Here is an 18414-nt window from a genome sequence, read left to right on the forward strand (position 1 = left end):
TAAAGGCGGTATTGTCAGGTTTACAATAGATATATACTTATACTATAAAGGATGTGTAGACCTTGATCAACGATAAATTGCCGAAGATTTGGTATGGTGGAGATTACAATCCTGAACAGTGGGAAGCTCCCGATTGGGCAGAAGATGAGCGGATGTTCAAGCTGGCAGGGATAGATGTTGCTACAATCAATGTGTTTTCCTGGGCGCTGATTCAGCCTTCTGAGGACACTTATGATTTCTCCGGACTTGATGCAATGATGGATAGATTATATAAGAACGGCACCTATGTTTGTCTGGCTACGGCAACCGGTGCACATCCGGCTTGGATGGCGCATCGCTATCCTGAAGTAACCCGGGTAGACGTACAAGGCAGAAAACGTAAATTTGGAGGACGCCACAACTCTAATCCGAACAGCCCGGTCTACCGTAAATATGCGGCACTGTTGGCTGGCAAGCTGGCTCTGCGGTACAAGGATCATCCGGCGCTGGTAGCTTGGCATATCTCCAATGAATATGGTGGATATGATTATTCCGAACAATCCGCTGCCGCCTTCCGCGTATGGCTACAGGAACGTTATGGTACACTGGATGCCCTGAATAAAGCATGGAATACCCGCTTCTGGGGTCACACCTTCTATGATTGGGAAGAAATCGTTGTACCAAATGAGCTGAGTGAAGAGTGGAACGGTAATCGTACCAACTTCCAAGGGATCTCACTGGATTACCGCAGATTTATGTCGTACAGCTTGTTGGAATGCTACAAGATTGAATATGAAGCCATCAAGGAACACAGCAAGAACATTCCGGTTACTACGAATCTAATGGGCTTCTATCCGGAGCTGGATTATTTCGAATGGGCCAAGCATATGGATATTATTTCTTGGGACAATTACCCTTCACTGGATACACCGGTCAGCCATACCGCGATGACCCATGATTTGATGCGTGGACTCAAGAACGGACAGCCGTTCATGCTGATGGAGCAAACGCCAAGCCAGCAAAACTGGCAGCCGTATAACTCCTTGAAACGTCCAGGCGTTATGCGTTTGTGGAGCTATCAGGCTGTGGCACGGGGTGCAGATACGGTGTTGTTCTTCCAGCTCCGCCGTTCCATAGGTGCCTGCGAGAAGTACCACGGCGCAGTTATCGAGCATGTGGGTCATGAGAACACACGCGTGTTCCGTGAATGTGCAGAACTGGGCAGAGAATTGGAGCGGCTTGGAGATCAATTGCTGGATGCCCGCAGTGAGGCGGAGATCGGGATCATCTACGATTGGGAGAACCGTTGGGCGCTTGATCTTTCGAGCGGACCGTCGGTAGCCATGGATTATGTCAATGAAGTCCATAAATATTATGACGCATTGTATCAACAGAACATTGAAGCAGACATGATAGGTGTTGAAGAGAATCTCACTAAATACAAGATTGTCATTGCACCTGTGTTATACATGATTAAACCGGGTTTTGCACAGAAGGTAGAAGCTTTTGTTCAGGCCGGGGGCACTTTTATTACGACCTATTTCAGCGGTATTGTAAATGAAAACGATCTTGTAACTGTAGGCGGTTATCCGGGGGAATTGCGGAAGGTGCTGGGGATTTGGGCGGAAGAAATTGACGCACTGCTGCCAGGCATGAGTAATCAAATCGTGATGAACAAGGAGTGGGGCGGACTTAACGGTACTTACACATGTGATCTGCTCTGTGATTTGATTCATTCCGAGGGTGCGGAAGTACTGGGTCAATACGGATCCGATTTCTACAAAGGCATGCCTGCGCTCACGGTCAACTCTTTCGGTGAAGGTAAAGCTTATTATGTTGCCACAAGTCCGGAGGCTGGCTTCCTGCAAGGCTTCCTGGCAAATGTTTGCGCTGAGAATAATATTAAGCCGCTAGTTCAAGCACCGGAAGGTATCGAATCCGTTCAACGTGTGAAGGATGGAGTATCCTACCTGTTCCTGCTGAATCACACCGAAGCAGATCTAAGCGCCGAAATGGGTTCTGCTTTGCGTACGGATTTGTTAACTGGTCAGACGGTAAGCGGTTCAGCTGTTGTTCCTAGCCGTGGCGTATTGATTCTAAAAGGTATAAGTAACAGCAAAGCTGCCGATCTGTATTCTTCAGTTGGCGACTAATAAAAATGCGGTGGAGTAATCTGAAAAAAAGATTAACCATCGCATTTTTACTTTTTTAGAAATAATCAATGTCCAAAAATATTCAGGAGATTATATATGGACAGCCCAGCAAGCTAGGTGTAAATTAGAGCCACAAATGAACGCATGTTCATTGTGAATGCGCATACAAAGGAGAGGCGAAATGGACAAGAATATATTAGGTACTCAAATTGTTACACAGATCGGAATAATCGTTAATGACATCGAGAAAGTATCGCAAAGCTACGCTAATTTCTTTGGTATTGAGAAGCCGGAATGGTTCTGGACGGATACGGTGGATGTTGCCCAGACTGAATTTAACGGGGAATCATCCATTGCACGTTCCAAGTTGGCTTTTATAGATGGTGGACAATTACAGATTGAATTAATCGAACCCGACCATAACCCTTCGACTTGGCGCGAGTTTCTGGATGAGAAGGGTGAAGGCGTTCACCACATAGCTTTTGGAATCAAAGGGATGAAAGAGAAGATTGAACTGCTGAACCGCAACAGGATGCCGTTAATTCAAAAAGGGGAATACACCGGCGGACGATATGCTTACATGGATTCCTTTGATGAATTAAAAGTGCTGATTGAACTGCTGGAGAATGATAACTAATCAATAATGAATCCATTACATTCAGGAGGACATGGAGAATGATCATACTTATAACTGGGGCCGGCCAAGGTCTAGGTCTGGAAACGGTACGAGCGGCTGTTGAACGTGGTCACCAAGTTATTGCAGGGATTCGCAGTCCAGCCAAAGATAACGAACAGCTTAGGGAATTGCAAAATACTTTCGAAGGCAAGCTCACAGTTATACAGCTGGATGTCAATGATGAGGAGGCCATAAGTAAAGCGAAGGATATTATTGAAAAACAGTTTGGGAGTATCGACGCCCTTATTAATAACGCAGGGATTCTGATTGCTCGGGAGATTCCTATTGAAGAGCTGGATTTTGCAGATGTGGAACAATCGATGCTAACCAACCTGTATGGACCGATGAAAGTCGTAAAGCACTTCTTACCCATGCTTCGCCAAAGTGCTTCTCCTTGTATTATCAATATCAGTTCTGAAGCAGGAAGCTTCAGCGGGGCTTATGGCAAGGATTATCCGTATGCCTTATCGAAAAGCGGCCTGACCTATTTCTCAGCTCAGTTGCGGAAGGCCCTTACACCTGAAGGTTTCGTTGTGTATTCTGTTCATCCCGGTTGGATCCGAACGTGTATGGGCGGGGAGCAAGCTACTGGGGATCCTAAGGATTCAGCTTTGGGGCTGGTTCAACTTGCAGAGAGAGAAGTTATACCTGCACAAGAATGTTGGATGATCAATTATAAAGGGGAGCCAATGTCTTTCTAATCTTATATAAGGGGAAGGGTTAAAATGAAGAATATTGTAGCCATTGTCGGAGATTACTACCATGATTATGAACTCGCGAAGCAATCTCTGGATCAAATTCTAATGCCCTATGTAGATGAAGAGATTGTGAAGGTCAGCTATGTATCCGTTCAACAAATTTCTGCTGAGCTGGAGAAGCAGCCGGATGTGGTGATCCTTTTCGCAGGGGACCGCACCGATCCCCAGAATCAGCCGGAGGCACGCTGGATGACTAGCGTAGTCTCTCAGCAGATCGAATCCTTTGTGAATCAAGGCGGATCATGGATTGCCTGGCATTCCGGCCTTGCTTCTTATCCAGAAGATAGTGAGTACGTGAAGATGCTTCGAGGATATTTTCTTTCTCATCCTTCCGAACATTCGGAAGTCACCTACTCGCCGATTGTAGGGTCGAGGCTTGGATTGACGGGTGAATCCTTTAGCTTCAAGGATGAACATTATTTTGTTGAATGTGCGGAGGATAAGACGGAAGTGTTCCTGCGGTCCACCTCTACAGATGGTGCTTCAGCAGCTGGATGGGCCCATTTTTTTGGGAGAGGTCGAGTTGGATGTATTACCCCGGCACATTTAGCAGAAGGGCTGTTAAATCCGGATTTTATCGCAGTGATGAGACAGCTGTTTCTCTGGTGTGCTGACCTAGCTGAATAAAACAACTTACATCCCGAGCTGCCCAAAGTGGCTCGGGATGTTGTTGTTTAAAATACAATGCATATCTTCCCGAAATATGAACCCTCAGCTAAATGATGCAAAGCCTCTATGGCCCTGTCAAAAGGGAATATGCTGTCTACTACAGGACGTAGGTTGTGCTGCTCGACTGCGAGGTTCATGTTCTCAAACATAGCACGGCTGCCAACATTAATCGCTTGAAGACGTGCTTTCTTCATGATGGCGGGAACAAGAGCAAAGTCTTCGACGCTGGCACCTGAAAGAATACCGACGATGCTAATCTGTCCGCCTACCTTTAGCGCCGAGATCGAGCGATTTAGTGTAGACGCGCCACCTAGGTCTAAGATATGATCAGCTCCCCGTCCTTGGGTGTAATCGAGAATGGCTTTATCCCAATCTGTATTTCGCTTATAGTTAATACCATAATCAGCACCCATCAACTTGGCGCGTTCTAGCTTCTCATCACTGCTTGAGATTACAATTACCTTTGCCCCTTGGAGCTTGGCGAATTGTAGAGCGAATAAGGAAACACCACCGGTTCCTTGAACAACTACCGTATCACCCACCTTGACCTTGCCTTCTTCCACGATGGCATGCCAGGCTGTTACTCCGGCACATGGCAGCGTAGCGGCTTCTTTGTCAGTCAAATGTTCGGGTACGCATATCAGCCCTTCCTCCGGTAGTAGCACATATTCGGCAAGCATTCCATCAAGCGGACTCCCTAGTGTAGTCACCCAATTGGCCTGTGTCGGTTCACCTCCCGTCCAACTTTGGGTAAAGATTCCGCATGCCCTATCTCCTATTTGAAACCTGGAGACATTCTCTCCTATAGCAATAACCTCACCGACTCCATCAGACACTGGAATAAGAGGAACGGTCAGATTGGGGTTATAAAACCCATCAATGACTCCTAGATCACGTGAGTTAAGAGCTACGGCTCTCATACGGAGTAGAACTTCACCCGTTCCTGGAGTCGGAACAGGACGATTGACTTCAATGAGGTGATCTATGCCAAAGCCACCTTGAATAACATATGCTTTCATTATATAATTCCTCCTTCACGGGTTATAGACACACATTAACTCATGGACTAAAATTTAGTAAGAGGGCACTTTAAAGTAGGCTACGAACCCAAAAGTACGTGAGGAGGATTAAAAAGTATGAAAATACCGGATATTTCAATATCGGCTTGCGGTTACAGCCAGGTGCTTGAAATTATATCTAACAAGTGGGCCGGATCGGTCATTTATGCCTTAGAGGATGGAACCCTCCGGTATGGAGAGGTGAAGAATCGTATAGAAGATATTTCGCAGAAGATGCTAACCCAAACCTTAAAACAATTAGAACGGGATGGGCTGGTAAGAAGAGAGGTCAAACCATCCGTCCCACCCATCGTTGAATACTCATTGACAGATTTAGGAGAAACATTGATTCCCTGCATGAGGATGTTGAAGGGCTGGGCGTTGAATCATTATTCTTCAGTCAATAAGGCTAGAGAGGAATATGACCGGACAAATTAAGGCTTATAGATAGTAAGAAGGAAAGAGGCACCTTATGAAAACCCTACTGGTCACAGGCTACCGTGCCCATGAGCTCGGAATTTTTGATAACAAGCACCCGGGAATTCCTTATATCAAAAAAGCGTTGGCTGCCAGAATCGTTCCGTTTGTTGAAGAAGGCGTTGAATGGATTATAACCCCCGGGCAATACGGTGTGGATCTATGGGCCTGCGAGGTTGTCATTGAATTGAAGCACCAATATCCAGACCTGAAGCTGGGCATTATTACAGCTCATGCTTCACCGGAGGAAAAGTGGAAGGAAGATAAGCAGGACCAGTACCGGCGGATAGTAGCAGGTGCGGATTACTACGGGGCGGTCAGTAATGCTCCTTATGACGGACCTTGGCAATTTCGGGCTAGAGATGATTTGTTGTTCCGTAAAAGTGATGGGATTCTGCTCTTTTATGATGAAGACGCCGCGGAGGGAAGTCCTAAGTTTTTTAAGGAACGTGCTTTGAGGCTGCATGCGGACAGTGATTACGGGTTGTTTCTGATTCATTCTGAAGAGATTCAGAATATTGCGGATGAGGAGAACCAGCGGGGTTATGATTGAAAAAAATCCGCAGCCATGAGCTGCGGATCAGGTTATAGTATTTATGAGTGCAACTACTTTAAATAAAGCTGCGCAATGATGGCGGTTTCCGGACCTTGGAGGCCTGTTCAAACGCATAAGCCATCTTAATGAGTTGAGGTTCTTGGTATGCCTTAGCGGAGAAGGTTACACCGAAAGGTGCACCTACCCCTGTATAACCAGAAGGTACGACAATGGATGGATATCCTGCTCTGGAAGTGATTCTGGCACCGAAGTCTGCCGGGAAAAGCAGCGCATCCAGCTGGTGCTCTTTCATCACAGCATCAATGCCTTCTTCCTTGCATAACTTCAGGTCGGTAGCTCGGTCACGAATATATTGCGGTTCGGTAAATGTGCCGGAGGTGGTATATTCAGCCTCAATCAGCGTAATCTGACCGTATTTTAACGTTTCTATGGGGTGGGCGTGGTTATAATCTATGATTTGCTTCAAGGTTCGTATAGGCGCACCCGGTCCCAAACGGGACAGATATGCATTCAAGGAAGTTTTGAACTCGTTCAATACGACTGAGGAATAGCTGATTTCCCGTGCGGTTCTAATATCGGCAGGATCGACAATGGTTGCACCCATCTCCCTCATTAGCTGGGCGGAAGCGTTGAAGAGGGCTAGCTGTTCCTCCGTCAATTCCTCGAAATAATAATCGCGCGGAATACCGATTCGTACCCCTTGCAGTCCGTCCTTATCGAGAAAAGCCGTGTAATCCTCATGAATCCTGCCGTAGTTTGACCCCATCGCAGCGTCACTATCATCTCTCCCGAGCATGGCATTCAGCATCAGCACAGCATCCGTAACTGTTCTAGCCATCGGACCCGCTGTGTCTTGCGTATTGGAGAGTGGTAGAATACCAGAGCGGCTTAAGAGTCCCACAGTAGGTTTAATACCGATTACAGAGCCTAAGTTCCCAGGGTTCAGGATGGAGCCGGACGTTTCGGTTCCCACAGACACCGTGCAGAAATTGCAGGCTACTGCGACTGCAGAGCCTGCGCTTGAGCCGCCAGTGGGTGTTGAAATATTATAAGGATTCAGCACTTGACCCCCGCGGGAGCTGTAACCTGAAGGCATCCCATTGGTCATAAAGTTGGCGAACTCAGTCATATTGGCTTTGCCCATAATAATAGCCCCGGCTTCCCGCAGCTTCGTTACAATAAATGCATCTTCTAAGGCAAAAGAATCCGCCAAGGCTAAGGATCCGGCACTCGTATGCATTTTATCACCTGTATTGATGTTGTCCTTTAATAAGACAGGTATGCCGTGCATTGGACCTCGGGCTCCATGTAATGTTCGTTCTACATCCAGAGATTCTGCGATAAATAGCGCATCAGGGTTGATCTCCAGTACGGAGTTGATCGTAAGGCCATTTTTGTCATGATCAGCTATGCGTTCAAGATACATAAGCACTAATTGCTTCGACGTAATTTCTCCGGCATCCAAAGCAGCTTGAATGTCCGTAATGGTGGCCTCAACGATTTCAAAGCTCATGCGTGATCTCACTTCTTTCTCTGATTAGGGTATTGTACGATAATTATAACCACAGTTTGCCTTTGTCTCATAGTCCTTCTTTTACGACCTGTATTTTCACATTTCCTCTAACCAAACAGCAGCATCTTTCATCAAAAAAAGACAGCGAAAACCCGCTGCCTTAACCTGAAACTAACCGATTCGTTGAATTAAAAACCGAATGGGGAAATACCGCTCATTATGCCCCCAATGGCTCCTACAACAACTGAAGTGATTAGCTTATAAAATATGTATGCTGTGACTGCGTTAACGATAAATACACTGAAAAGGGTGTCGATCGGACCTGCGGAATGACCTAGTGGATATTGGAACAATACCGCATTTATGGCCACAAATATGAAGAGATAGGACAGGACCAGCAAGGACAGCGAGAAGGTGAAAAGACTGCAAACTAGAAAGAAAATAGATAGTAAAAGAATAGCAATAACCGGTACCAGCAGTGTGCCGAATCTAGCCAGCAGTAATTTGGGTGCAAAGCTCACCTTTTCCATACGAAGTACGGCGTACATTAAGCTGTAGGCTACGGCAATGCCAACGGCAGTAAAGAGAAGAGGTTTTATAAAGCCAGGGCCAAAGGCGGGGGAAATATCCCACTTCATAAACCAGAAAAGAAAATAAAATGATGAGAATAGAGCCGTTAATGCCATGCTGATGATTCCATTAAGCGTTTGTTCTTCTTCGACGGTTCTCATGCTGCGGTAGGGATGTAAGAGTGCACCCAGAAAAAAGTTAAAATACTGCTTACTTACCTTTTTGGCTTGCTGGACGCGTTCATCTTTCAGTAGCATGTTCAATGGATCAGTCTCCCTTTCAAAATAGAAATTGAGTTAATTTGTTCCAGTATAAAAGGCTTGGAATAAAATTACTATGTAAAAAATAGAAAAAGCCTGCTATCCTGCGAATTATGCGCAGGACAGCAGGCCTAAGCTGGATAATCATCTACACTTGCTCAGCAGCAAAGTCTTCTTCCGCCAAGTATTCCTTGGCTTCCTCAATCGTTTCAAACGCCATCTCCAGATGAAGGCCTGCATAGAGATACCACAGATCTTCTTCAAACCTGAGGGTAAGTTCGTTTCCCTCCGAATCCTTCCAGAGAGTCTCCCCTTGGGCAGCAGCCTTGGCTTTCTTTCTTTTGCCTAAGACTGGAGCTTCCGGTATTTTGACTGATAAAGAGGTAATGGAAGCCTCAAGTAGACTCCGCAGCTCCGACTCCGAGAAATCGCGGATGTTCACAAATCCTTTATCGTCCGTCTCATAACCTCTTAACAAGCCTGCAAAAACGTAGCCGTTCCCGTTCGGATGAAGGTGGAAGGCGACTGTTTTTTTATCATGCTGGCTTTCCTCGAAGTGATAGTTCACGCGTCCCAGCGAGACGTTCTTACGCTCCAGCTCAGGATATGAATCCAAAATCACTAATTTTTGTTCGAATGTTAACATAAACAGCCTCCGGTTCACGGTTTCATTGTGCAAGTGATTATATCATGTTGTCCTGAAGCCGACTACTTTAAAAGTGTTCTCTTCATGATCCGATTAACGTTGGAGCGGTAAAGTTAATACAAAGGTACAACCGGCCTCCTGGAAGTCATGATCACGAAGCTTCAGGCTTCCACTCATAGACTCTGCAAGCAATGAGCTGAAGGTAAGTCCGAGACCCAGACCGCGAAGAGTGCTCTGCTTGTAGCCACCCCGGAAAAAAGCCTCGAAAATAAGCCCCCTATGCTCCGCTAATATACCTTTTCCGTTATCGGTGATGATGATTTCAGCTGTACCGCGCCCTGTGTTGTGGAGTTCAATGGTAAGCTTGAGCGGGATGCCCTGCTGCTTGGCTTGGACGCTATTGTTCAGTAGATTCACAATGATTTGCTGAACCCGCAGCGGGTCTCCCCTCAGAAATAAAGGTGTATCGGGTAGAGTAAGTTCCGGCTCGGACACATCACTATCCTGTGTAAGGAACCATTGATATACGATTTCGGACAGAAGCGGGACAGCGGCAATCCTATCATGCCGGATGGAAATAACCCCTGCAGCTAGTGCATTGTAATCCAAGAGGTCAGCCACCATACGCTGCAGCTTCCCGGCTTCCAGTAGAGCGATATCCAGAAACTCATCAGCCTCTTCCCCTTCAACGACCTTTTCGCGCACCGCATGAATAAGTCCCTTGATAGAGGTAACCGGTGTTTTCAGCTCATGGGATACCCCTGCCAGCATAATAGCCCGGGAGTGCTCGAGTTGCTTCAGCCGGCCTGCCATCTCCTGAAAGGATACAATCAGCTCATTGATCTCTCTTTCCTTGGCATTCGCCTGGATAGCGATATTATATTGGCCGCTGCTGATTTGGCCTGCAGCTGTAGCCACCTTTAGAATAGGCCGGGCCAGTTTGCGGGACAGGAGATATATAGTCAGCCAGCTCAGGATGATCAGGAACAATAACATGATAGCAAAAAAGCCGATTTCCGCTTGCGGGATATGCTTCAGCGTTTTCTTGGATTGCAGCACGAACACTTTACCCAGTATGGTGTCACCTGTCTGAATGGAGGCTGTAGCCGCTTTGTATTCCGGAGAACGGACATCGTCTAACTCATCGTTCAGCTTATGCTGCATCTCTTCCTCAGTTAGAGGGGGCATGGAGAACAGAAGCTGACCCTTATTATTAGTGATGATGACACACATTTCTACGGTTAGTTTGAAGAATCGTTTTCTGTTTTCAATGAGTGCTTTTAAATTTTGGCTTACTTCGATATTGCCGTCCGGCCCCACGCTCCGATCAGCGATTTCCTGCGCAAGCAGTCCCGTAGTTTGCATCCGGTTATCCATTGCTTCCTGCTTAATCCACCAAAAGGTAGTCAGTGCTGTAACCAGCAGCCCAATACTTATTATGATCAAGTAACGGATGGTCCAGTAGGAGAGAATAGAGGTCTGTTTTTTTAAGTTGTCCATAATTGATACCCGACTCCTCTCAGCGTACGGATTTCTCCTTCGCTAGCCGGCCAATGCGACAGCGCTTGGCGAAGCCTTTTGATCGACAAATCCACGGCTCTGTCGCTTCCCTCATAGTCCATCTCCCATACATGTTCAATTAACTGGTCTCTTCTGCAGATCTGGTTGGGGCGTTCGGCAAGAAAGAGTAGTACGGATAAATCCCGAGGAGAGAGGTTCACCTCTGCTCCGTTCAGAAGGACGCTTCTCGCTGAGTAATCTATGAATAAGCTTCCAAAATGCCTTTTACTGCTGCCATCCGACCATTGAGAGGGGCGGCGCAGTACTGCATTTACACGAGCCACTACCTCCTCGGGGATAAATGGCTTGGACATATAATCGTCAGCACCCCCGTCTAAGCCGGCAAGACGATCCTTTATTTCATCTTTTGCCGTCAGCATGATAATAGGGCAGCTGCTTTTCTCACGAATGAGCTGTAGCAGCTCGAAGCCGTCCATATTCGGCAGCATGATATCAAGAAGAATAAGCGATGGCGGCGATAGCTCGAAGGCCTCCAGTGCCATTCGTCCATCGGGAACGCGGGTAACGTTGAAGCCAGCCTTTTTCAAATAAACGCTTAGAACTCTTGAAATCGCCTCTTCATCTTCTACTATAAGAATGGATTTCAAAGTCAGTTTACCTCCTTGCTATGCAAAAAGCGTATCCAGATTCCACGGGATTTCTGCTTCTGTTTGCTTAAAATTATGACAAGTTTACCACATCTGACAGCCCCGTGCTTTGACATCTTCCCGACATATTGCTTTGTTAGAATGAGGAACGAGCAAAAGTACAAACTATAAAAAGATAGGTGGAGGAATAAGGATGAAGAAAAAACCTATAGTGCTGGTTGCTGCCGGTATTGTGATCGTGGCCGTTATCTCGGGTTATACAATGCTGAACAAAACACTGGGCAATAATGTGGAAATTGAGTCCGTGATTCCTGCACAGAGTCAGGCGACAGACACCGCGGGTAATAAGGAGGTTGCTTCAGCCGAGGGGTCAACAGGAGCAGCGGCAGGTGCCGCGGTTACAGCAGAGCAACTAAACGGAAACTGGACGATCGCTGACACCTCCAAGGTGTACTGGTCGGTTACAACCTCCAAAGAAACAGTGAATTTCGTGAACCCTACGGTTACGGGCAGCTGGAATGTGAATTTGGAAGATGTGGCATCCATGACAGGTGAAGGCACAGTGAACATGGCTACGCTGGATTCCGGCAATGGCCAAAGAGATGGACATGTAAAAGGCAAAGATTTTCTAGACGTAGAAGCCTTTCCTCAATCCACTTTTACAGCTAAATCATTCTCTGAGCTTCCTACTGAATGGGTAGAGGGAACAGCGGTACCGATGGAGCTGCAAGGGACTTTGACGGTAAAAGGGATCGCTAAAGACGTCACTTTTCAGACCGAAGCGGCTTATAGCGGTGGGCAGTTAATGCTATCCGGAACCACAACGGTTAACTTCTCTGATTTTGGAATGAGCAACCCGCACACGGTAGTCCTAGATACTGAAAATACGCTAGAGGTACGCCTCGAGCTTGTGTTAACCAAATAAAAATGATTTGTACGAGCAGGGACTCTTCCACAACCGTTTAGGTTTGGAGGGTCCTTTTTGCATTGCTGCAGATCTATGATTAAATAGGAGTATTCACGGCTAGGGAAAAGGGGTATTTCAGTGATTGAAGTAGCGGCAGCGATCATATATAACGGAGAAGGACAGCTATTGATCGCCCGGAGGCGGGAGGATAAATCACAGGGAGGTCTTTGGGAATTCCCCGGCGGCAAAATCGAACCAGGCGAGAGTGTTCAGCATTGTCTGCAAAGGGAGCTGATGGAGGAGATGAGCATCTCTATCCTACCCTATGAATTTTTTGGGACGAATAAGCACAGCTATGGAAACTTACATATCGAACTGATCGCTTGGAAAGCGGAGTATCTGGAAGGGGAAATGCAACTGGTGGATCATGATGATTACCAATGGGTGCTGCCCAAGGAACTGGGGCGGTTTGTCTTTGCTCCGGCGGATGTTCCATTTGTAGAGCGGCTGCTGAAGGAGTCAAGGTAAACAAATCTTAGTTCGATCAATATTAAGCAGAAAGGGGATTTCTATGCCTTCATATAACAAGCTGGTGCGTGATGGGATACCGAAGCTGATCACTTCTCAGGGTAAAGCATTCAACACGAGAAGACTGGATGCAGAGGAGTACTTACGCGAGCTGCGAACGAAGTTAACAGAGGAGTGCAATGAGTATTTTGCCGCAGGTAGCGATAAAGAGGCTATCGAAGAACTTGCGGATATGATAGAGGTCATCTTGGCATTAGCGGAGGCTCACGGGAGTGATGGCGAGACTTTAGAGAGGATACGTGCCAAAAAGGCGGAGCAGCGCGGCGGGTTTAATGAAAGGGTATTTTTGCTGGATGTAGAGGATTAGTTTTGATACAATCAAAATGATAGAATGTATGACTGGGAGGAGAAACGTTAATGGCTGGGGACAACGCTTACAAGGTAAAATGGGGTATCATCAGTACCGGCTGGATCGCTCATCAGTTCGTAACGGATTTAGTTCATAGTTCTAATGGTGTGGCCTATGCAGTGGGGTCTCGTTCGCAGGAAAGTGCGGATGAATTTGCCCGCAATCACGGCATATCCAAGGCGTATGCAACCTATGAGGATTTAGTAAATGACCCTGAAGTGGATGCCGTTTATATTGGAACACCACACCCTTTTCATAAAGAGAATGCTCTCTTGGCGCTGCGTGCAGGCAAAGCCGTGTTGTGCGAGAAGCCTTTTACAGTAAATAGCCGTGAATTAGAGGAAGTTGTGGCTTACGCGCGTGAGCATAAGCTGTTTCTAATGGAGGCCATGTGGAGCCGCTACATTCCGGCGATAGCTAAAGTCAGAGAGTGGATTGCCGAAGGACGGATCGGTGAAGTGCGTCTGGTAAAAGCGGATCTGGGTTTCCGGACGGATTGGAATCCTGAAGGAAGATTGCTTAATCCGAAGCTCGGAGGCGGTGCGCTGCTGGATGTGGGCATTTATCCGATCTCTTTTGCCTCAATGGTCTTTGGGCCGCATCCTGAAAAAATATCAAGTACAGTGCATATTGGTGAGACCGGGGTGGACGAGCATTTCTCGATGCTTCTCTCCTATGAAGGCGGCCGTACAGCTTCTCTGAACGCAGGAATACGTCTCAAAATGCTGGAGGAAGCGCATGTTTTTGGGACTGAAGGTCATATTATCGTGGAGGGCACCTTAGTAAATCCGAAATCAGCAGCGCTGTATGTGGGTGGAGAGAAGGTGGAGTCTTTTGAGCATGAACGCAGCTCTATTGGTTATGTATACGAAGCTGAAGAGGTGGGCCGTTGCCTGCAAGCAGGGCTGACAGAAAGTCCAATTATGCCGCTTGACGAGTCTCTGGCAATCCTGAAGCTGCTGGATGAAGTACGTGCACAGTGGGGACTTGTTTACCCAGGTGAATAATTCTTAGCTGATGGATTAGGTCATAGTAACACAGCAACCCCCGGACTATGTGCTAAATGTGGTTCCGGGGGTTGCTGTATACATAAATCGCGTAGTGAGGTTTGTTTCTGCGAACGGAGCCTGATATCTATTATAATGAGGGCATATTCAATTAGGGGGAAGCTAGCATGACTTCAACATCAAAAAGACTTCTGATTCATCTCGGAGTGTACACGGTACTCTTCTTTCTGATTCCATTTCTCCAAACCAATACAGCGAATGCTACTATGAATGATCTAGGCGTATGGATACTCTTATTGCTTATGGTCAATCCGACAGCGATACTGATTATTACGGGCGAGGCAGGGTTGCGGGTAGGATTTAATATCATCATGTGTCTGCTCCCGGCAGTGTTGTTCACCTTGTCGGTGTATATTTTCTTTGAAGGCAACAGCAGTGCCTTTTCCTACTCGATCATGTATGGCGTAATTGCATTGGCGAGCAATGGAGTTGGAGCTTATTTTAAAAACAAAAATAAAAATAAAAAGAAAAAGTAGATCACACTCAGAAATAGTAGGTTTGTAGTTCTTGCGCTCTATGCGTCCGCTTCTAGAGGGAATGAGTGAAATGAGAGGTAAAAGTACAATTGAATTAGCTCCTAATGCTGAAAATCGGAGGTAGTCAGTGAAATAGATGTATTTTATACACTTATTTCTAGCTTTTGGCGCTCGGATGTATGGATAGATGTACTTTGTGCAACTATAAACACGAATATGCCGGATAAACCCCGGAATACCAAAAAATAAGTGTATAAAGTGCAATTAAACACCCTAAAGTGTGCTATGGGAGAAATATAAGTGTACTTTTTGCAACTATATATTTTGAAACCCATGTAGTTAGACGATTCTCCGTATTTTTCGCGGATACCCGAGGAGATACTTCTACTCTCATACACAAACTTCTTGCGCTACCGAAAATGGTGTAATGTGAGGTAAAAGTGCAATTGAATTAGCCCTTGAGATTATCTTTTTATAAAAGAGTGAAATCAAGCAAAAAGAAAAGCAAAAAGAAAAGCAAAAACAAAAGCAAAAACAAAAGCTAAAGGAACAGGTCATCGACTGTCCTTTAGCTTTATTGTGTTTAAGGTTCCTGACGACTTAAACTCCCTACCGAATCTACGATAAAAATAGGGACATTCTGCTCTCCTACATCAGTCATTACGGTTTCATAGCCATTTTGGAATTGCCCAGTAACCATAGTATTACCCGTGACGTTAATATCCCCCAAAAGTGAAATATAGCGCCCGTCTGCATAAGTAAGAGTATTTCCATCGATATCTAGGTAAATCTCAACGCTCAGCGATACCTTCTCAAAGGGGTGAAGCTCCAAATCTACAGCCGAAATCAGGGGATATTCCTGAACGATTTCAGCAAATTGGTACACCCCGTCAACTATACGATACAGGGCTTTTTGGCCTTCAACCCCGTCACCTATATCCGCATTATTAAGGATAATCGAGCCGTCTGGCTGCAGTTCATAGCTATCTCCCCTAAGCGTGAACAAAACCGATACCCCATCCGGCTTCATCTCATAGGCATAGAAATCGCTACGCCCGCTGTCTCCGTTGGCCTCAGCCAGAACAACCGGAAGACCGGAGGAGGAACCGAGAGCTTCATTGAATGAGAGACTGCGCAGGCTCTCATATCCGGGAATAATATCTCCCGTTAGGCTAACCACGCTATTATCATTCTTCATTGCTGCGTAGTACAATCGGCCGGTGCTGTCTGTACCGGCGACATATACCTGGGCGTCATAACGTTTCTTCCCGGAGATCACATGACTGTACCGTTCCGGTTCTTCACCTCCCGGCAACAATCGGACCGGCTCTGCGATATTCCATGACAGCAATGCAGCTGTAACCTCCGCTGATGTATCCTGAAGTGGATCTAGCTGTCCATATAACTGAATCGCTTCTGTAAACTGCCCTGCCCGAACCATGCGCCCGGCGCTTTTTAGAAGTTTAATCAGGTTGCTGTCCACGAAATGAATTACCTTAGATGAACTTAAGTCTGCAGCTTCTGCAAACTTCCTGTACAACAGAGCATGATCAACGAAAGCCGTGATGTTATTCCCCTCCACATCCTTGCTGAGGATCTGCTGTCCGCTTTTCTCAGTTTGTTCTAATATCCACGGAGCTTCATATTGATGTAACTTGTAGCTATTCATTTGAGTCCGGGCACTGTTCAGCAAGTTTTCAAGTTGTCCTGCTGCAGCCAGAGCAGCCAGCTTTCCCTTGTCATAGGCTTCGAATCGGGAGGATAACTGCTGTTGTTTGACCTTCGCCCCGCCGAAATACGGATCTGGAATAAGCAAGAGATTCCATTTGAAGCTATCATCCGTACTCTCTAATATGGCCTTACTTTGTGTCAATTCCTCATAGAATTGCTTCTTAAACTGCTGGAAATACGATGCTATCCTATCTGAAATGCCTGAACTAGCTGATAACTGGCGATAATAGGTTTCATAGGGACTTCCAGGCTTCATGTAATCGGCTTTCAGACGAATAAGAGATTCATAACTTTTCATCAATCCTGCAAAGTCCTTGGTCGCCGCCTGTGCTTGGGAGGATAGAGTTAACTCCTCCAGGCCGTTTCGTATCAGCGTAATCGGGTTGAGCTTCTTCAAGCGGGCCGAAATCTCTTCATCCCTATATTGAATGGAAGAGTTTGCAGCCGCTTCCTGGTACTGCTCTTCAGCGGCGATCAGATCCCCTGCAGCATACAAACGGTCTGCTTCCTGTACGGTATTCATCTTGTCCGAGATCAGTAAAGCCTTCTCTCCAAGAAGTACCAACACAAAAATACACAAAATAATCATAAAATTCCGCGGGTTTATCAGTTGTTTGAACGTCATATGTAGTGACCTCTTTCGCGCTTACGGCTAACTATTGAAATTCCGGGTCCCAACGGTAGTTGGATTCAACGATTTGGGCCACGGTTTCGTCAAGTCCGTTCCAGGGTTCATGGGGGTTAGCAGCTATCAGCTTGGATAACCGCAGGAATCGGTCTCGGGGCAGCTCATGTACATATCTGCCTATAAAAGCGGAGTACAATAGAGCATACCGTTTCATACGAACGGCTGCCCCGGCAACTCCGGTTAGAATAGCGTGACCGTTCTCCATAAGAAGAATTTGCGACTCATAAGTTTGTGTATAACGAAAGGTACGGTCTTTAATGAGATCATGCCGGACCTTGGCAATTTCACCGATATATTCTGCTAGAAGCGGTTCGAAATCCTTCAGGAGCAGCTGTTCCATCTCCAGATCCATATCTTTGCGCAAGTGAAACCCGTGCAGTAGCGCTACCCGCTGCCTGGCAATACGATCACCGCGCAGAAGGATGGAGAGCTCGCGCAGCTTGTCGTAAGCCAGAACATCATTCTCACGAAGAACAGAGACGGCCTCTTGGCGGTTCAGCTCTAATCCTTCTTTGATGAAATCTATATTCTGAGCTAGGAGCTCGTTCAGACCTCGTAAATTCTCGGTACTACGCACCTTGCGCTGTGCGTAATAGAGCAGGCCGATCAACAGCAATCCACCGGCACCGCAGAGTGCCATTTGGCGGAAGTCCCTGCCGAAGTAGATGGAGGTAAGTGTCAGCAGAAGAACCAACCATAGGCGGGTACTCATTTTGCGCCCGGTAATTGAAGCTGCGCGATTCTCCACAGGTGTAAGGGAGGATTTATCGCATTTTGTACACCTCTGCTCGGAAAGAGCGGTATAACGTCCGCAATGACGGCAGATACGCAGCTGGTCATAGGCATAACGCGGAGCCTTGAACGGCCGGAACGTAACAGGCTTCTTCTTATTCATCAGCGTTTCTCGCCTCCGTTAAGAGCAGCTAATAGTCTTTCATCAATGTCCTCGCGGCTATGCGGTTTGCGCCCTCGTGAGACATAAATGAAAATTTGAATTACGACATAAAGGAACGTAATCCCTAGGATAACGTATGAAATCATGGAAATGTCCTTTCTATCAGTCGCGCCTGTCAGCCAGAGAGGTTCCAAAATGATTCTAAAAAGTACCATCCTACTGGGCCGGCG

General features: G+C 46.5%; 19 protein-coding genes. 11 read left to right on the plus strand and 8 right to left on the minus strand.

Going from position 1 to position 18414, the window contains the following annotated elements:
* Positions 1-62 precede the first annotated feature (62 nt).
* The 4 genes from J2T20_RS18480 (at position 63) to J2T20_RS18495 (ending at position 4193) form a co-directional block, all read left to right on the plus strand.
* Positions 63-2132 (plus strand): beta-galactosidase, encoded by a 2070-nt coding sequence (locus J2T20_RS18480; protein WP_307590817.1) that lies wholly within the window; start codon positions 63-65, stop codon positions 2130-2132.
* 181 nt (positions 2133-2313) lie between these two features.
* Positions 2314-2769 (plus strand): VOC family protein, encoded by a 456-nt coding sequence (locus J2T20_RS18485; RefSeq protein ID WP_307590818.1) that lies wholly within the window; start codon positions 2314-2316, stop codon positions 2767-2769.
* A 38-nt stretch (positions 2770-2807) separates the two neighbouring features.
* Positions 2808-3509: an SDR family NAD(P)-dependent oxidoreductase gene (locus J2T20_RS18490; RefSeq protein WP_307590819.1), complete on the plus strand. Its 702-nt coding sequence runs from the start codon at positions 2808-2810 to the stop codon at positions 3507-3509.
* Positions 3510-3533: 24 nt separating this feature from the next.
* Entirely contained in the window at positions 3534-4193 is a 660-nt protein-coding gene (locus tag J2T20_RS18495) for a ThuA domain-containing protein (protein ID WP_307590820.1), read from the plus strand.
* A gap of 47 nt (positions 4194-4240) precedes the next feature.
* Here the strand turns inward: J2T20_RS18495 and J2T20_RS18500 are convergent, their stop codons facing one another.
* The gene (locus tag J2T20_RS18500; RefSeq protein WP_307590821.1) at positions 4241-5254 is read right to left on the minus strand and encodes a zinc-dependent alcohol dehydrogenase family protein; all 1014 of its coding nucleotides are present in this window, start codon (positions 5252-5254) and stop codon (positions 4241-4243) included.
* Between the two features lie 117 nt (positions 5255-5371).
* Here J2T20_RS18500 and J2T20_RS18505 point away from each other — a divergent pair, with 117 nt between their 5' ends.
* Together J2T20_RS18505 and J2T20_RS18510 are read left to right on the plus strand one after the other, a co-directional pair.
* Positions 5372-5731 (plus strand): winged helix-turn-helix transcriptional regulator, encoded by a 360-nt coding sequence (locus J2T20_RS18505; protein ID WP_036650091.1) that lies wholly within the window; start codon positions 5372-5374, stop codon positions 5729-5731.
* A 34-nt stretch (positions 5732-5765) separates the two neighbouring features.
* Positions 5766-6323, plus strand: coding sequence for a DUF1273 domain-containing protein (locus tag J2T20_RS18510; protein ID WP_307590822.1), 558 nt, complete (start codon positions 5766-5768; stop codon positions 6321-6323).
* Between the two features lie 58 nt (positions 6324-6381).
* On the opposite strand, the gene J2T20_RS18515 is transcribed toward J2T20_RS18510, so the two are convergent.
* The 5 genes from J2T20_RS18515 to J2T20_RS18535 form a co-directional block, all read right to left on the minus strand.
* Entirely contained in the window at positions 6382-7839 is a 1458-nt protein-coding gene (locus tag J2T20_RS18515) for an amidase family protein (protein ID WP_307590823.1), read from the minus strand.
* Between the two features lie 188 nt (positions 7840-8027).
* Positions 8028-8672: a hypothetical protein gene (locus tag J2T20_RS18520; protein WP_307590824.1), complete on the minus strand. Its 645-nt coding sequence runs from the start codon at positions 8670-8672 to the stop codon at positions 8028-8030.
* A 145-nt stretch (positions 8673-8817) separates the two neighbouring features.
* On the minus strand, positions 8818-9315 hold the full coding sequence (locus J2T20_RS18525; RefSeq protein WP_307590825.1) for a hypothetical protein: 498 nt from the start codon (positions 9313-9315) through the stop codon (positions 8818-8820).
* A gap of 93 nt (positions 9316-9408) precedes the next feature.
* Positions 9409-10815 carry a sensor histidine kinase gene (locus J2T20_RS18530; protein ID WP_307590826.1) on the minus strand — a complete coding sequence of 469 codons (1407 nt, stop codon included), beginning with the start codon at positions 10813-10815 and terminating at the stop codon, positions 9409-9411.
* Positions 10803-11483: a response regulator transcription factor gene (locus tag J2T20_RS18535; protein WP_307590827.1), complete on the minus strand. Its 681-nt coding sequence runs from the start codon at positions 11481-11483 to the stop codon at positions 10803-10805. Before J2T20_RS18535 ends, J2T20_RS18530 begins: the two co-directional genes overlap by 13 nt.
* A gap of 193 nt (positions 11484-11676) precedes the next feature.
* Between J2T20_RS18535 and J2T20_RS18540 the strand changes: the two genes are divergently transcribed.
* From J2T20_RS18540 to J2T20_RS18560, 5 genes are all read left to right on the plus strand, one after another.
* Positions 11677-12408 carry a YceI family protein gene (locus tag J2T20_RS18540; protein WP_307590828.1) on the plus strand — a complete coding sequence of 244 codons (732 nt, stop codon included), beginning with the start codon at positions 11677-11679 and terminating at the stop codon, positions 12406-12408.
* A 120-nt stretch (positions 12409-12528) separates the two neighbouring features.
* Positions 12529-12918 (plus strand): 8-oxo-dGTP diphosphatase MutT, encoded by a 390-nt coding sequence (gene mutT, locus J2T20_RS18545; RefSeq protein ID WP_307590829.1) that lies wholly within the window; start codon positions 12529-12531, stop codon positions 12916-12918.
* A 43-nt stretch (positions 12919-12961) separates the two neighbouring features.
* Positions 12962-13285, plus strand: coding sequence for a nucleoside triphosphate pyrophosphohydrolase (locus tag J2T20_RS18550; RefSeq protein WP_307590830.1), 324 nt, complete (start codon positions 12962-12964; stop codon positions 13283-13285).
* A 50-nt stretch (positions 13286-13335) separates the two neighbouring features.
* Positions 13336-14334: a Gfo/Idh/MocA family protein gene (locus J2T20_RS18555; protein ID WP_307590831.1), complete on the plus strand. Its 999-nt coding sequence runs from the start codon at positions 13336-13338 to the stop codon at positions 14332-14334.
* 167 nt (positions 14335-14501) lie between these two features.
* A complete protein-coding gene (locus tag J2T20_RS18560) occupies positions 14502-14870 on the plus strand; it encodes a hypothetical protein (RefSeq protein ID WP_307590832.1) in 369 nt (122 codons plus the stop codon).
* 583 nt (positions 14871-15453) lie between these two features.
* Here J2T20_RS18560 and J2T20_RS18565 read toward each other — a convergent pair.
* Both J2T20_RS18565 and J2T20_RS18570 read right to left on the minus strand, forming a co-directional pair.
* On the minus strand, positions 15454-17226 hold the full coding sequence (locus J2T20_RS18565; RefSeq protein WP_307590833.1) for a hypothetical protein: 1773 nt from the start codon (positions 17224-17226) through the stop codon (positions 15454-15456).
* 31 nt (positions 17227-17257) lie between these two features.
* On the minus strand, positions 17258-18184 hold the full coding sequence (locus J2T20_RS18570) for a hypothetical protein (protein ID WP_307590834.1): 927 nt from the start codon (positions 18182-18184) through the stop codon (positions 17258-17260).
* Positions 18185-18414: the final 230 nt, after the last annotated feature.

This window comes from Paenibacillus wynnii, assembly GCF_030812855.1.
In the GTDB taxonomy this organism is placed as follows: Bacteria; Bacillota; Bacilli; order Paenibacillales; family Paenibacillaceae; genus Paenibacillus_AQ; species Paenibacillus_AQ wynnii_A.

Coding starts and splice junctions, on each gene's coding strand:
- J2T20_RS18540 (WP_307590828.1), top strand. CDS start 11,677: ATGAAGAAAAAACCTATAGTGCTGGTTGCTGCCGGTATTGTGATCGTG.
- J2T20_RS18500 (WP_307590821.1), bottom strand. CDS start 5,254: ATGAAAGCATATGTTATTCAAGGTGGCTTTGGCATAGATCACCTCATT.
- J2T20_RS18525 (WP_307590825.1), bottom strand. CDS start 9,315: ATGTTAACATTCGAACAAAAATTAGTGATTTTGGATTCATATCCTGAG.
- J2T20_RS18560 (WP_307590832.1), top strand. CDS start 14,502: ATGACTTCAACATCAAAAAGACTTCTGATTCATCTCGGAGTGTACACG.
- J2T20_RS18515 (WP_307590823.1), bottom strand. CDS start 7,839: ATGAGCTTTGAAATCGTTGAGGCCACCATTACGGACATTCAAGCTGCT.
- J2T20_RS18485 (WP_307590818.1), top strand. CDS start 2,314: ATGGACAAGAATATATTAGGTACTCAAATTGTTACACAGATCGGAATA.
- J2T20_RS18510 (WP_307590822.1), top strand. CDS start 5,766: ATGAAAACCCTACTGGTCACAGGCTACCGTGCCCATGAGCTCGGAATT.
- J2T20_RS18490 (WP_307590819.1), top strand. CDS start 2,808: ATGATCATACTTATAACTGGGGCCGGCCAAGGTCTAGGTCTGGAAACG.
- J2T20_RS18495 (WP_307590820.1), top strand. CDS start 3,534: ATGAAGAATATTGTAGCCATTGTCGGAGATTACTACCATGATTATGAA.
- J2T20_RS18570 (WP_307590834.1), bottom strand. CDS start 18,184: ATGAATAAGAAGAAGCCTGTTACGTTCCGGCCGTTCAAGGCTCCGCGT.
- J2T20_RS18505 (WP_036650091.1), top strand. CDS start 5,372: ATGAAAATACCGGATATTTCAATATCGGCTTGCGGTTACAGCCAGGTG.
- J2T20_RS18550 (WP_307590830.1), top strand. CDS start 12,962: ATGCCTTCATATAACAAGCTGGTGCGTGATGGGATACCGAAGCTGATC.
- J2T20_RS18530 (WP_307590826.1), bottom strand. CDS start 10,815: ATGGACAACTTAAAAAAACAGACCTCTATTCTCTCCTACTGGACCATC.
- J2T20_RS18555 (WP_307590831.1), top strand. CDS start 13,336: ATGGCTGGGGACAACGCTTACAAGGTAAAATGGGGTATCATCAGTACC.
- J2T20_RS18565 (WP_307590833.1), bottom strand. CDS start 17,226: ATGACGTTCAAACAACTGATAAACCCGCGGAATTTTATGATTATTTTG.